Source organism: Atlantibacter subterraneus (assembly GCF_007570865.1).
GTDB lineage: Bacteria > Pseudomonadota > Gammaproteobacteria > Enterobacterales > Enterobacteriaceae > Atlantibacter > Atlantibacter subterraneus.
In genome coordinates, this window is sequence record NZ_VLPS01000005.1 from 126,979 (window position 1) to 139,947 (window position 12,969).

At 56.2% G+C, this 12,969-nt stretch carries 14 protein-coding genes; 12 read left to right on the forward strand and 2 right to left on the reverse strand.

What is annotated here, in order from left to right:
* The first annotated feature begins 143 nt into the window (after nucleotides 1-143).
* The 7 genes from FND52_RS10435 to ruvX all read left to right on the forward strand — a co-directional run bounded on the left by FND52_RS10435 (nucleotide 144) and on the right by ruvX (nucleotide 5,841).
* Nucleotides 144-1,529, forward strand: a complete 1,386-nt coding sequence (locus FND52_RS10435; protein WP_376739506.1) for a sugar porter family MFS transporter — start codon at nucleotides 144-146, stop codon at nucleotides 1,527-1,529.
* Between the two features lie 73 nt (nucleotides 1,530-1,602).
* Nucleotides 1,603-2,112 (forward strand): SprT family zinc-dependent metalloprotease, encoded by a 510-nt coding sequence (locus FND52_RS10440; protein WP_125293229.1) that lies wholly within the window; start codon nucleotides 1,603-1,605, stop codon nucleotides 2,110-2,112.
* A 96-nt stretch (nucleotides 2,113-2,208) separates the two neighbouring features.
* Nucleotides 2,209-2,916 carry a deoxyribonuclease I gene (gene endA / locus FND52_RS10445; RefSeq protein WP_125293228.1) on the forward strand — a complete coding sequence of 236 codons (708 nt, stop codon included), beginning with the start codon at nucleotides 2,209-2,211 and terminating at the stop codon, nucleotides 2,914-2,916.
* A 74-nt stretch (nucleotides 2,917-2,990) separates the two neighbouring features.
* Nucleotides 2,991-3,722, forward strand: a complete 732-nt coding sequence (rsmE, locus tag FND52_RS10450; RefSeq protein ID WP_144130733.1) for a 16S rRNA (uracil(1498)-N(3))-methyltransferase — start codon at nucleotides 2,991-2,993, stop codon at nucleotides 3,720-3,722.
* A gap of 55 nt (nucleotides 3,723-3,777) precedes the next feature.
* Nucleotides 3,778-4,725: a glutathione synthase gene (gene gshB / locus FND52_RS10455; protein WP_144130734.1), complete on the forward strand. Its 948-nt coding sequence runs from the start codon at nucleotides 3,778-3,780 to the stop codon at nucleotides 4,723-4,725.
* A 136-nt stretch (nucleotides 4,726-4,861) separates the two neighbouring features.
* Nucleotides 4,862-5,425, forward strand: coding sequence for a YqgE/AlgH family protein (locus FND52_RS10460; RefSeq protein ID WP_125293225.1), 564 nt, complete (start codon nucleotides 4,862-4,864; stop codon nucleotides 5,423-5,425).
* On the forward strand, nucleotides 5,425-5,841 hold the full coding sequence (gene ruvX, locus FND52_RS10465; protein ID WP_125293224.1) for a Holliday junction resolvase RuvX: 417 nt from the start codon (nucleotides 5,425-5,427) through the stop codon (nucleotides 5,839-5,841). The genes FND52_RS10460 and ruvX overlap by 1 nt, the downstream gene beginning before the upstream one ends.
* A 10-nt stretch (nucleotides 5,842-5,851) precedes the next feature.
* On the opposite strand, the gene FND52_RS10470 is transcribed toward ruvX, so the two are convergent.
* A complete protein-coding gene (locus tag FND52_RS10470; RefSeq protein ID WP_144130735.1) occupies nucleotides 5,852-6,829 on the reverse strand; it encodes a type IV pilus twitching motility protein PilT in 978 nt (325 codons plus the stop codon).
* 17 nt (nucleotides 6,830-6,846) lie between these two features.
* On the opposite strand from FND52_RS10470, the gene FND52_RS10475 reads away from it, so the two are divergent.
* From FND52_RS10475 to hemW, 5 genes are read left to right on the forward strand one after another with little or no spacing between them, the layout of a single operon-like run.
* The gene (locus FND52_RS10475; RefSeq protein ID WP_144130736.1) at nucleotides 6,847-7,560 is read left to right on the forward strand and encodes a YggS family pyridoxal phosphate-dependent enzyme; all 714 of its coding nucleotides are present in this window, start codon (nucleotides 6,847-6,849) and stop codon (nucleotides 7,558-7,560) included.
* 15 nt (nucleotides 7,561-7,575) lie between these two features.
* Nucleotides 7,576-8,142 carry a YggT family protein gene (locus FND52_RS10480; RefSeq protein ID WP_125293221.1) on the forward strand — a complete coding sequence of 189 codons (567 nt, stop codon included), beginning with the start codon at nucleotides 7,576-7,578 and terminating at the stop codon, nucleotides 8,140-8,142.
* Nucleotides 8,139-8,426, forward strand: a complete 288-nt coding sequence (gene yggU / locus FND52_RS10485) for a DUF167 family protein YggU (protein ID WP_125293220.1) — start codon at nucleotides 8,139-8,141, stop codon at nucleotides 8,424-8,426. The genes FND52_RS10480 and yggU overlap by 4 nt, the downstream gene beginning before the upstream one ends.
* Before the next feature lie 15 nt (nucleotides 8,427-8,441).
* Complete coding sequence (locus FND52_RS10490; RefSeq protein ID WP_144130737.1) at nucleotides 8,442-9,035, forward strand: XTP/dITP diphosphatase; 594 nt, start codon at nucleotides 8,442-8,444, stop codon at nucleotides 9,033-9,035.
* A complete protein-coding gene (gene hemW, locus FND52_RS10495) occupies nucleotides 9,028-10,164 on the forward strand; it encodes a radical SAM family heme chaperone HemW (RefSeq protein WP_144130738.1) in 1,137 nt (378 codons plus the stop codon). Before FND52_RS10490 ends, hemW begins: the two co-directional genes overlap by 8 nt.
* 71 nt (nucleotides 10,165-10,235) lie before the next feature.
* On the opposite strand, the gene secA is transcribed toward hemW, so the two are convergent.
* Nucleotides 10,236-12,941, reverse strand: a complete 2,706-nt coding sequence (gene secA, locus FND52_RS10500; RefSeq protein ID WP_125293217.1) for a preprotein translocase subunit SecA — start codon at nucleotides 12,939-12,941, stop codon at nucleotides 10,236-10,238.
* Nucleotides 12,942-12,969 lie beyond the last annotated feature (28 nt).

Here is a 12,969-nt window from a genome sequence, read left to right on the forward strand (position 1 = left end):
AACAATTGTTTTTAATGAGTTAATTTTCAATCCATCAATCTTATCAAGTGTAAGCGATTACATTGATGTGATTCTCATCACAATTGTCTGCGTGATTATCACCTACCCTTTCATTGATAAAATCAATAATTCAATGGGAGGGCATGATGCCTGACAAGAATAAAAATAGACGCATGACGTTTTTCGTCTGCTTTCTGGCTGCACTGGCAGGGTTACTTTTTGGTCTGGATATCGGGGTTATTGCAGGCGCACTGCCGTTTATCACTGACGATTTCCAGATCACCGCTCATCAGCAGGAATGGGTGGTGAGTTCAATGATGTTCGGTGCCGCCGTGGGTGCCGTAGGCAGTGGATGGCTCTCTTCCTCTCTCGGGCGTAGAAAAAGCCTGATGATCGGTTCGGTGCTGTTTGTGGCAGGTTCACTCTGTTCCGCTGCCGCGCCTAACGTTGAGATCTTAATCGTCTCCCGCGTGCTGCTCGGCCTGGCGGTGGGTATTGCCTCCTACACCGCGCCGCTGTACCTTTCTGAAATCGCGCCGGAAAAAATTCGCGGCAGCATGATTTCGATGTATCAGCTGATGATCACCATCGGTATTCTCGCCGCCTATCTTTCCGATACCGCGTTTAGCGATGCAGGTGCCTGGCGCTGGATGCTGGGGATCATCACTATTCCGGCTGTGCTGTTGCTGATTGGCGTATTCTTCCTTCCCGACAGCCCGCGCTGGTTCGCCGCTAAACGCCGCTTCCACGATGCGGAACGCGTGCTGATGCATCTGCGCGACTCCAGCGCCGAAGCGAGACGCGAACTGGATGAGATCCGTGAAAGCCTGAAGGTCAAACAGAGCGGCTGGGCGCTGTTCAAAGACAACAGTAACTTCCGCCGAGCGGTCTTCCTCGGCGTACTATTACAGGTAATGCAGCAGTTCACCGGGATGAACGTCATCATGTATTACGCCCCGAAAATCTTTGAGCTGGCGGGCTATGCCAATACCAAAGAGCAGATGTGGGGTACGGTGATTGTCGGTTTGACCAACGTGCTGGCGACCTTTATCGCCATCGGCCTGGTGGATCGCTGGGGCCGTAAACCGACGCTGGTGTTGGGCTTCCTGGTAATGGCGACAGGCATGGGCATTCTGGGTTATCAGATGCATGCCGGTATCGAAACCGCCACCGGTCAGTATTTCGCCGTCGCGATGCTGCTGATGTTTATCGTGGGCTTCGCTATGAGCGCCGGTCCGCTGATTTGGGTGCTGTGCTCGGAAATCCAGCCCTTGAAAGGACGTGATTTCGGCATCACCTGTTCTACCGCCACTAACTGGATCGCCAACATGATCGTCGGCGCAACCTTCCTGACGATGCTGAATACCCTGGGCAACGCCAATACCTTCTGGGTGTACGGCGGGTTGAACCTGTTGTTTATTGTGCTGACCCTGTGGCTGGTGCCAGAGACCAAGCATATCTCCCTGGAGCATATCGAACGCAACCTGATGAAAGGCCGTCGCCTGCGCGAAATCGGCTCGCACAACTAATTGTTACGCCCTCTCTGCGGGGAGGGCGTCTTTCGGTTGCAGCACTATCCCCTTCCCTCTATGCTTTGCCGTTATGAAAACCCTGCGTCTCCCTATCGCCACTCAACAAGCCGTGATGCGCAGCCTGCGCGACAATTTAGCGCGGGCCAACCAGCATCTTGGCCGCGACTACCCTGAGCCAAAACTGGTCTATCAACAGCGCGGCACCGCTGCGGGCACCGCCTGGCTTGAACGCTATGAAATCCGCCTTAATCCCACGCTTTTGCAGGAAAATCTTCAGGCTTTTGTGGAAGAAGTGGTGCCCCATGAACTGGCCCATCTACTGGTGTGGAAACAGTTTGGCCGCGTTGCGCCCCATGGCAAAGAGTGGAAGTGGATGATGGAGAGCGTGCTGGGCATTCCGGCGCGACGCACCCATCAGTTCGCGCTGGACTCGCTGGCACGCAACACCTTCCCCTACCGCTGTCGTTGCCAGCTCCATCAGCTCACGGTGCGGCGTCATAACCGGGTACTGCGCGGCGAAACCGAGTACCGCTGCGTGCACTGCGGCGAGAAACTGAAACCAGAATCGACAACAAGTTAGTTTTTAGCGCGTTATCTGGAAATTTTCTGATCTGACTGATTGCAACCGATGCCACCGTTGGTTACGGTGCGGGCTCGTTTTGACACGGAGTCCGGGATGTCTCGCAAATTTATTCTGGCGGTTGCAGGCGTTGCAGCCGCGTTTTCATGGAGCGCAAACAGCGCTGAAATTAATAACTTTTCACAGGCCAAAGCCGCAGGGGTGAAAGTCAACGCTAACGCCCCTGGCGATTTTTATTGCGGCTGCAAGATTACCTGGCAGGGGAAAAAAGGTATCCCCGATCTGGAATCTTGTGGTTATAAAGTGCGCAAAAATGAGAACCGCGCTTCGCGCATCGAATGGGAACACGTGGTGCCCGCCTGGCAGTTCGGCCATCAGCGCCAGTGCTGGCAGGACGGCGGACGGAAAAACTGCGCTAAAGACCCGGTTTATCGCACCATGGAAAGCGATATGCATAACCTGCAGCCTGCGGTGGGCGAGGTAAATGGCGATCGCGGCAACTTTATGTACAGCCAGTGGAACGGCGGGGAAGGCCAGTACGGCCAGTGCGCGATGAAAGTTGATTTCAAAGAAAAATTGGCCGAGCCGCCAGCGCGGGCGCGCGGGGCCATTGCCCGCACCTATTTCTATATGCGGGATAAATATTCACTGACGCTGTCCCGTCAGCAAACTCAGCTATTCAACGCCTGGAATAAGCTTTACCCGGTCACCGCGTGGGAGTGCGAACGCGACGAGCGGATTGCCCGCGTGCAGGGCAATCACAACCCCTATGTTCAGCAGGCTTGCCAGGCCCAAAAGAGCTAACCTACACTACCGGGCATTGAAAACTGCCGTTCCCCCCTCATGTCAGGGGGAACGCCTTTGACCGGATTATCGTTATGCGCATTCCCCGCATTTATCACCCTGAGCCTCTCAGCCCTAATCTTGAAATCGCATTAAGCGACGACGCCGCCAATCACGTTGGCCGCGTGCTGCGTATGGGCCCGGACCACCAGCTACAGCTGTTCGACGGGTCAAATCAGGTATTTGACGCCCGCATTACCCATGCCGATAAGAAAAGCGTGCGGGTTCAGGTGCTCAGCGCCGCCGAAGACAATCGTGAATCGCCGCTGCATTTGCATTTAGGCCAGGTGATGTCGCGCGGCGAAAAGATGGAATTTACCATCCAGAAATCCATTGAGCTGGGCGTGAACGTCATTACCCCGCTATTTTCCGAGCGCTGCGGCGTTAAGCTGGATGCCGAACGGTTACACAAGAAAATTCAGCAGTGGCAGAAAATCGCTATCGCCGCCTGCGAACAGTGCGGGCGCAACCGCATCCCGGAAATCCGTCCGGCGATGGATCTGGAAGACTGGTGCGCCGAGCCTGACGAGGGGCTAAAGCTCAACCTGCACCCCCGCGCCAGCCAGAGCATCAACACCCTACCCCTTCCGGTCCAGCGCGTGCGCTTACTGATCGGCCCTGAAGGCGGGCTGAGCGCCGATGAAATTGCCATGACCGCACAGCATCAATTTACTGATATTCTGTTGGGGCCACGCGTATTACGCACTGAAACCACCGCGCTCACCGCTATTACCGCGCTACAGGTGCGTTTTGGCGATCTGGGTTAACATCTGCCGTTGAGGCCTGCAAACACCCTCAACGCCAGCTTCACAGGAGAACATAATGATTAAGCTCGGCATTGTGATGGACCCCATCGCAACCATTAATATTAAGAAAGACAGCAGCTTCGCCATGCTTCTGGAAGCCCAACGTCGCGGCTATGAATTGCACTATATGGAAATGGCCGATCTCTATCTGATCAACGGCCAGGGCCGCGCCCGCACCCGCCTGCTGAGCGTCGAGCAGAATTACGACAAATGGTACGACTTCACCGGCGAGCAGGACATCGCGCTGGCAGACCTCGACGTGGTGCTGATGCGTAAAGATCCGCCGTTCGATACCGAGTTTATTTACGCCACCTATATTCTGGAGCGCGCCGAAGAACAGGGCACGCTGATCGTCAACAAGCCGCAGAGCCTGCGCGACTGCAACGAAAAGCTGTTCACCGCCTGGTTCCCGGACCTGACACCGCAAACTCTGGTAACGCGCAATAAGGCGCAGCTGAAAGCCTTCTGGCAGGAGCATGGCGACATCATTCTGAAGCCGCTGGACGGCATGGGCGGCACCTCGATTTTCCGCGTTAAAGAAGGCGACCCAAACCTGTCGGTGATTGCCGAAACGCTGACTCAACTGGGCACCCGCTACTGCATGGCGCAGAACTATCTGCCCGCGATTGTCGATGGTGATAAGCGCGTGCTGGTTGTCGACGGCGAACCGGTTCCGTACTGCCTGGCGCGTATTCCGCAGGGCGGCGAAACGCGTGGCAACCTGGCGGCCGGTGGTCGTGGCGAACCGCGTCCGTTAACCGAAAGCGACTGGGAAATCGCCCGCCGCGTCGGGCCGACGCTGAAAGCTAAGGGGCTGATTTTCGTTGGTTTAGATATCATCGGCGATCGCTTAACTGAGATTAACGTGACCAGCCCAACCTGCATCCGCGAAATCGAAGCGCAGTTCCCCATTTCTATTACCGGCATGCTGATGGACGCCATCGAAAAACGCCTGGCGAAGTAATTTCCCGTGCGGGAGGGACCCCGCACCTACCTTTATTATCTATTCTGTAATGCTCTCCTCCGAGGAGTGACAGACCACTACTTTCCCCGCATACTGGGCGAAGATGTTTTTTTAACCAGGGAAACAGACCGCTGATATGAATTTACAGCATCACTTTCTTATTGCCATGCCAGGCCTGCAGGACCCGCTGTTCCGCCGCGCCGTCGTTTATATTTGCGAATATAACGAGGACGGCGCTATGGGGCTCATCATCAATAAGCCGCTGGAAAACTTGAAGGTGGACGGCGTTCTGCAGAAACTTAAAATCATTCCTGAACCGCGCGATCCGGCGATCCGCCTGGATAAACCGGTATTCGTCGGCGGTCCGCTGGCTGAAGATCGCGGTTTTATCCTCCATACGCCGCCGGATAAATTTAATTCCAGTATCCGGATTTCTGATAACACCATTATCACCACCTCCCGTGACGTACTGGAAACGCTGGGCACGGATTCCCAGCCTGAAGAAGTGATCGTCGCGCTGGGCTACTCCTCCTGGGAAAAGGGCCAACTGGAGCGCGAAATCCTTGAGAACTCCTGGCTGACCGCCCCGGCAGACATGAACATCCTGTTCCGCACGCCGATTGCCGATCGCTGGCGCGAGGCCGCTAAACTTATCGGCATTGATATCCACACCATGCCGGGTACGGCGGGGCACGCCTGATGAGCGGAACCTTACTGGCCTTTGACTTCGGCACTAAAAGCATCGGCGTGGCTATCGGGCAGCGCATCACCGGCACCGCGCGCCCGCTCACGGCAATAAAAGCCAACGACGGCACCCCTGACTGGACGCAGTTCGAAAAGCTGCTCAAAGAGTGGCAACCTGAACTGGTGGTGGTCGGGTTGCCGCTGAATATGGACGGCACCAACCAGCCGCTTACCGACCGGGCGCGTAAATTCGCCAATCGCCTGCATGGCCGTTTCGGCGTTAAGGTCGAATTACAGGACGAGCGCCTGAGCACCGTGGAAGCGCGTGCGGGCCTGTTCGAGCGCGGCGGCTTTCGGGCGCTAAACAAGGGCAGCATCGATTCCGCCTCCGCCGTGATTATCCTGGAAAGTTACTTCGAGAATCACGGTTAACGCCGTTCCTTTAAGCCTGCATCATCGTCAGCTTTTGCAGGCTCTGTTCAAAACTTTGCATCCCATACTGCTGCCCGGTCTGCAATAGGCCGGGCAGTTGATGGGTTTTGCCTTCCCGGATCAGATTCGCCACGGCAGACGTGTTGATCAGCAGTTCAAACAGCGCTGCCCGCGTGCCCTGCGCCGTCAGGATCAGCTTTTGCGCCAGCACCGCTTTCAGGCTGCCCGCCAGCTGGCTGCGGATTGTGTTTTTCTCCTCGGCGCTGAACACATCCACCAGCCGTTCAACCGCCTGGGACGCGCCGCGGGTATGCAGCGTCGCCAGCACCAGATGGCCAGTTTCCGCAGCGGTTAATGCCAGCCGGATCGTTTCGCTGTCGCGCAGTTCGCCCAGCAGGATCACATCAGGGTCTTCACGCAACGCCCCGCGCAGCCCGTCGCTAAAGCTGTCGCAGTGGGTACCCACCTCGCGCTGTTGGATCAGGCACTTGTCGCTGGTGTAGAGATATTCAATGGGATCTTCCAGCGTCAGAATATGGCCGCTTAACGTTCGGTTAAGTTCATTGACCATGGCAGCCAGGGTGGTGGATTTCCCGCTGCCGGTCGCGCCGGTCACCAGAATCAGCCCGTCCTGAGCGCCAAGCAGTTCCCGCAGCCGCGCTGGCGCGCCCAGCGTATCGAGCTGTGGCGCGGTCTGGGGCAAAATACGCAGCGCCAGCGAAATCCCCTGAGATTGTTGGAACGCATTAGCGCGCAGACGCGCGCCATTCGCCAGAGTGACCGCAAAATCAAGCTGGCCCTGGCGGGAAAACATCTGCAGCTGCTCAGCCGATAACCACTGCTCAAGCAGCGTATGCGGCGGTGGTGCGCCCTCTGGCGCGCATTCCAGCGCGCCTTTACGCCGCCATCGCGCCGGTAAGTCGCTGCACAGGTGTAGATCCGAAACATTATGCTTTACACTAAGGGCCACCATTTCTTCCATTTCCATACAGCTTCCCGACGATCATGAGTGATATAGCGCGCAACTTAGCGCAGATAAAAGCAAAGATCTCAGCGGCTGCGTTACGCTGCGGCAGATCTTCACAAGAAGTTACGTTGCTTGCAGTCAGCAAAACAAAACCTGCGAGTGATATCGAAGAAGCCATTGCCGCCGGTCAGCGAGCATTCGGTGAGAACTATGTGCAGGAAGGGGTGGAAAAAATCCGCCACTTCGCCGACGCGGGCGTGTTCGGGTTGCAGTGGCACTTTATCGGGCCGTTACAGTCCAACAAAAGCCGTCTGGTGGCCGAGCACTTCGACTGGTGCCATACCATCGACCGGCTGCGCATCGCCACCCGGCTCAGTGACCAGCGTCCGAAAGCGATGCCGCCGCTTAACGTGCTGATTCAAATCAATATTAGCGATGAAAACAGTAAATCCGGTATTACTCTTAGCGAGTTGGATGAGCTGGCAAGCCAGGTGGCGGAACTGCCGGGCCTGACGCTACGCGGCCTGATGGCAATCCCCGCGCCTGAGTCAAGTTATGAAAGGCAGTTTGCCGTGGCACAGCAAATGGCTGTAGCATTTAGCGCGCTTAAAAATCGTTACCCTGCCGTCGATACCCTTTCTCTGGGAATGAGTGACGATATGGATGCGGCGATTGCTGCCGGGAGCACCATGGTGCGCATCGGCACTGCCATTTTCGGCGCGCGCAATTACCAGGCACATCAAGGACAATAACCACAGAGGAATGCCATGAAGACGTTGACTTTCCTGATTTCCACCGCGCTTGAGCTGTATACCATGGTGATGCTGTTACGCATCTGGATGCAGTGGGCGCGTTGCGATTTCTACAATCCCCTCGCTCAGTTCGTTGTAAAAGCAACGCAACCGATCGTCGGGCCGCTGCGCCGTATCCTACCGTCAATGGGCCCGATTGATACGGCGTCATTAGTGATGGCATTCGTGCTTAGCCTGATCAAGTCGATGGTGCTGTTTATGGTCATCACTTTCCAGCCGATTATCTGGATTGCCGCGCTGCTTATCCTGCTCAAAACCATCGGCCTGCTGGTGTTCTGGGTGCTGCTGGTGATGGCGTTAATGAGCTGGATTAGCCGTGGCCGTAGCCCGGTCGAGTATGTGTTGATGCAGCTGACCGAACCGCTGCTGTCGCCGATCCGCCGTATGCTGCCCGCGATGGGTGGGATTGATTTCTCGCCGATGGTGCTGGTCCTGCTGCTGTATGTACTGAACATGGGCATGATGGAACTGCTGCAAAGCACCGGAAATATGCTGCTGCCGGGGCTGTGGATGGCGCTATGAGTGCCGTGGAGCAAACTGCGGACCGGCTGACGCTTCGGCTGTATATTCAGCCGAAGGCCAGCCGCGACGCGATTATTGGACTGCATGGCGATGAATTAAAAATCGCCATCACCGCCCCGCCGGTTGACGGCCAGGCCAATGCGCATCTGGTAAAATTCCTCGCTAAGCAGTTTCGCGTCCCAAAAAGCCAGGTGACGATCGAAAAAGGCGAAACTGGCCGTCACAAACACATCATAATTATTGAACCGCAACAGATCCCGCCCGCCATAGCGGCACTGCTTTAATCACAGGATTTCACTATGCAAAAAGTTGTCCTCGCTACCGGAAATGCCGGTAAAGTGCGTGAACTCGCGTCGCTGCTGCGCGATTTTGGCCTGGATATCGTCGCGCAGACCGATTTAGACGTTGAGTCGGCGGAAGAAACCGGCCTGACCTTTATTGAGAACGCAATACTCAAAGCCCGTCATGCGGCGGTCATTACCGGCTTGCCAGCTATCGCTGATGATTCCGGACTGGCGGTAGACGCGCTGGGCGGCGCGCCGGGCATTTACTCTGCGCGTTACGCCGGGGTAGACGCCAGCGATCGCCAGAATCTGGAAAAGCTGCTGGTCGCGTTAAATGACGTGCCGGACGGGCAGCGTCAGGCGCAGTTCCACTGCGTGTTGGTTTATCTGCGTCACGCCGATGATCCGACCCCGCTGGTGTTCCACGGCGTCTGGCCGGGCGAAATCACCCGCGCGCCCGCCGGTGAAGGCGGCTTTGGCTACGACCCAATTTTTTATGTCCCCTCTGAAGGCAAAACCGCCGCAGAATTGACCCGCGAAGAAAAAAGCGCCATTTCCCACCGTGGGCAGGCGTTGAAACAGTTACTGGAAGCAATGCGACATGGCTAATTTGCCACCTCTGAGCCTGTATATTCATATCCCCTGGTGCGTGCAGAAATGCCCTTACTGCGATTTCAATTCCCACGCGCTCAAGGGCGAAGTGCCTCATGATGATTATGTACAGCATCTGTTAGCCGATCTGGATAACGATGCGGCGATGGCTCAGGGACGGGCAGTCAGCACTATTTTTATTGGCGGCGGTACGCCCAGCCTGCTTTCCGGCCCGGCAATGCAAACGCTGTTGGACGGGGTGCGGGCGCGCTTAAATCTACGCGCCGATGCAGAAATCACCATGGAAGCTAACCCCGGCACCGTAGAGGCCGACCGCTTCGTTGACTATCAGCGCGCCGGGGTGAACCGTATTTCCATCGGCGTGCAGAGTTTTGAACAGACCAAGCTCACGCGTCTGGGGCGTATTCACGGCCCGGAAGAAGCAAAACGCGCCGCGCATCTGGCGAGTTCTCTGGGGCTGCGCAGCTTTAATCTGGATTTAATGCACGGGCTGCCGGACCAGTCGCTGGACGAGGCGTTAGACGATCTGCGCCAGGCGATTGCGCTCAATCCGCCGCACCTCTCCTGGTATCAATTGACCATTGAGCCGAACACCATGTTTGGTTCGCGTCCGCCGGTGTTACCTGACGACGATGCGCTGTGGGATATCTTCGAGCAGGGGCATCAGCTGCTGAGCGCGGCAGGCTATCAGCAGTATGAAACCTCGGCCTATGCTAAACCGGGCTATCAGTGCCAGCACAACCTCAACTACTGGCGCTTCGGCGATTACTTAGGGATTGGCTGCGGGGCGCACGGGAAAATCACCTTCCCGGACGGCAGGATTTTACGCACCGCGAAAACCCGTCATCCGCGCGGCTATATGCAGGGCAACTATCTCGACCGGCAGCATGATGTTGAGGACGCAGATAAGCCGTTCGAGTTCTTTATGAACCGCTTCCGGCTGCTGGAAGCCGCGCCACGCGCCGAGTTTACGCGTTATACCGGCCTGAGAGAAACAACGATTCGTCCACAAATCGACCAGGCGCTGAGCCTCGGTTATTTAGTAGAAACGCCGGAATACTGGCAGATCACCGAGCACGGAAAACTGTTCCTTAACTCTCTGCTGGAGCTGTTTCTCGCTGACTGATGGTGGTTAACGGCCCATAAAAAAAGCCCCCGCTACATAGCGGGGGCTTTTGTTTTTAGTGCAGTTGCCGATTAGCTCAGGCGGCCATGGCACTGTTTGTATTTTTTACCGGAGCCGCACGGGCACGGATCGTTACGGCCCACTTTACGCTCGCCGCTCTGCTCCGCCAGCGCCGCGGCTGCCGCGCTGTCATCGTCCTGATGGCTGAGCTGCTGCATCTGTGCCAGACGCTCAGCTTCTTCACGACGCTGCTGCTCCATGGCTTCCACTTCTTCCGGCATCCGCACCTGGACTTTGCTCAGGGTGCTGATGACTTCATATTTCAGGGATTCCAGCATGGTCGCGAACATAGCAAACGACTCGCGCTTGTACTCCTGCTTCGGATCTTTCTGCGCGTAACCACGCAGATGGATGCCCTGACGCAGGTAGTCCATCGCCGCCAGGTGCTCTTTCCACAGGGAGTCGAGGGTTTGCAGCATCACGCCTTTTTCGAAGTGACGCATCATCTCAGCGCCAACCACTTCTTCTTTACGCTGATATACCTCAATGGCGTTCTGCAGAATACGCTCGCGCAGGGTCTCTTCATGCAGTTCCGGCTCTTTATCCAGCCACTCGGCAATCGGCAGATCCAGATCGAAGTCGTTTTTCAGGCGCTCCTGAAGCCCCGGGATATCCCACATCTCTTCCAGAGACTGCGGCGGAATATGGGCATCGATGGTCGCTTTGAACACATCTTCACGAATGCTGTTTACGGTTTCGCTGATATCAGACACGTCCAGCAGTTCGTTACGCTGGGTGTAGATCGCACGACGCTGGTCGTTGGCGACGTCATCATATTCCAGCAGCTGCTTACGAATATCAAAGTTACGGCTTTCTACTTTGCGCTGGGCGTTAGCGATGGCTTTGGTCACCCACGGGTGTTCAATCGCTTCGCCCGGTTTCATACCCAGCTTGCGCATCATCCCGGAAACGCGATCCGAGGCGAAAATACGCATCAGGGCATCTTCCATGGAGAGGTAGAAGCGAGAAGAACCGGCATCGCCCTGACGACCGGAACGGCCACGCAGCTGGTTATCAATACGGCGCGATTCGTGACGCTCGGTACCGATGATATGCAGACCGCCGGACGCCAGCACGGCTTCGTGACGCACCTGCCAGTCGGCTTTAATCTGGGCAATTTGCTCCGGCGTTGGGTCTTCCAGCTCAGCGACTTCCGCCTGCCAGCTACCGCCCAGCACGATATCGGTACCACGGCCCGCCATGTTGGTGGCGATGGTCACCGCTGCCGGATAACCCGCCTGTGCGACGATAGCCGCTTCGTTGGCGTGGAATTTGGCGTTCAGAACGTTATGCGCAATGCCCGCTTTGGTCAGTTCATTGGAAACCACTTCAGATTTTTCAATCGAAATAGTCCCCACCAGCACCGGCTGGCCGTTGGCGGTACGCTCTTTAATGTCTTCGATAATCGCGGCGATTTTGTCCATCTCAGTCATGTAGACCAGGTCAGGCATATCCTTACGGATCATCGGACGGTTGGTCGGTACCACGATGGTGTCGAGTTTGTAGATGGAGCGGAATTCAAAGGCTTCGGTATCCGCAGTACCGGTCATACCTGCCAGCTTCTCATACAGACGGAAGTAGTTCTGGAAGGTGATAGACGCCAGCGTCTGGTTTTCGTTCTGGATGTCTACGCCTTCTTTGGCTTCTACAGCCTGGTGCAGGCCATCAGACCAGCGACGGCCTTGCATGGTACGGCCAGTATGTTCATCGACGATGATGACTTCACCGTCTTTGACGATGTAATCCACGTCGCGGGTGAACAAGGCGTGAGCGCGCAGCGCCGCCGTCACGTGGTGCATCAGCATGATATTGGTCGGCGAGTAAAGCGACTCGCCCTCTTCCATAATGCCCTGATTCACCAGCAGTTCTTCAATCAGCACCAGACCGCGTTCGGTCAGGTTGACCTGACGCGCTTTCTCATCAACGGAGAAGTGGCCTTCGCCCTGGAAGGTGTCGGAGTCTTCTTTCTCCTGACGCACCAGATGCGGGATGATTTTGTTTACTTTTTTGTACAGCTCGGAGCTGTCTTCCGCCGGACCGGAGATGATCAGCGGGGTACGCGCTTCATCGATCAGGATGGAGTCCACCTCATCCACCAGCGCATAGTGCAGTTTACGCTGTACGCGTTCTTCAGGGCTGAACGCCATGTTGTCGCGCAGATAGTCGAAGCCGTATTCGTTGTTGGTGCCGTAGGTGATATCCGCAGCGTACGCTTCGCGTTTCGCCGGAGCTGGCATACCCGGCAGGTTGATGCCAACGGTCATGCCGAGGAATTCAAACAGCGGACGGTTGTTTTCCGCATCGCGCTGGGCCAGGTAGTCGTTCACCGTCACCACGTGAACCCCTTTGCCGCTTAACGCGTTCAGGTAAGCGGGCAGCGTTGCGGTCAGGGTTTTACCTTCACCGGTGCGCATTTCCGCGATGCAGCGATCGTTCAGCACCATACCGCCCATCAGCTGAACATCAAAGTGGCGCATGCCAAATACGCGCTTACTGGCTTCACGCACCACCGCAAACGCTTCAGGAAGCAGGCTTTCCACGGTTTCGCCTTTTTCCAGACGCGCACGGAATTCTGTGGTTTTCGCTTTTAGCTCGTCATCAGACAGCTTTTCCAGCGCGGGTTCCATTGCATTAATGGCTGATACGGCTTTGCGCATACGGCGCAGGGAACGGTCATTACGGCTACCGAAAACTTTAGTTAATAATTTGATTAGCATAATAAAATCTCAAACGCCTCGCCTGTGC

Coding starts and splice junctions, on each gene's coding strand:
- FND52_RS10490 (WP_144130737.1), top strand. CDS start 8,442: ATGCAAAAAGTTGTCCTCGCTACCGGAAATGCCGGTAAAGTGCGTGAA.
- FND52_RS10470 (WP_144130735.1), bottom strand. CDS start 6,829: ATGGAAATGGAAGAAATGGTGGCCCTTAGTGTAAAGCATAATGTTTCG.
- endA (WP_125293228.1), top strand. CDS start 2,209: ATGTCTCGCAAATTTATTCTGGCGGTTGCAGGCGTTGCAGCCGCGTTT.
- secA (WP_125293217.1), bottom strand. CDS start 12,941: ATGCTAATCAAATTATTAACTAAAGTTTTCGGTAGCCGTAATGACCGT.
- ruvX (WP_125293224.1), top strand. CDS start 5,425: ATGAGCGGAACCTTACTGGCCTTTGACTTCGGCACTAAAAGCATCGGC.
- hemW (WP_144130738.1), top strand. CDS start 9,028: ATGGCTAATTTGCCACCTCTGAGCCTGTATATTCATATCCCCTGGTGC.
- yggU (WP_125293220.1), top strand. CDS start 8,139: ATGAGTGCCGTGGAGCAAACTGCGGACCGGCTGACGCTTCGGCTGTAT.
- FND52_RS10435 (WP_376739506.1), top strand. CDS start 144: ATGATGCCTGACAAGAATAAAAATAGACGCATGACGTTTTTCGTCTGC.
- rsmE (WP_144130733.1), top strand. CDS start 2,991: ATGCGCATTCCCCGCATTTATCACCCTGAGCCTCTCAGCCCTAATCTT.
- gshB (WP_144130734.1), top strand. CDS start 3,778: ATGATTAAGCTCGGCATTGTGATGGACCCCATCGCAACCATTAATATT.
- FND52_RS10475 (WP_144130736.1), top strand. CDS start 6,847: ATGAGTGATATAGCGCGCAACTTAGCGCAGATAAAAGCAAAGATCTCA.
- FND52_RS10440 (WP_125293229.1), top strand. CDS start 1,603: ATGAAAACCCTGCGTCTCCCTATCGCCACTCAACAAGCCGTGATGCGC.
- FND52_RS10480 (WP_125293221.1), top strand. CDS start 7,576: ATGAAGACGTTGACTTTCCTGATTTCCACCGCGCTTGAGCTGTATACC.
- FND52_RS10460 (WP_125293225.1), top strand. CDS start 4,862: ATGAATTTACAGCATCACTTTCTTATTGCCATGCCAGGCCTGCAGGAC.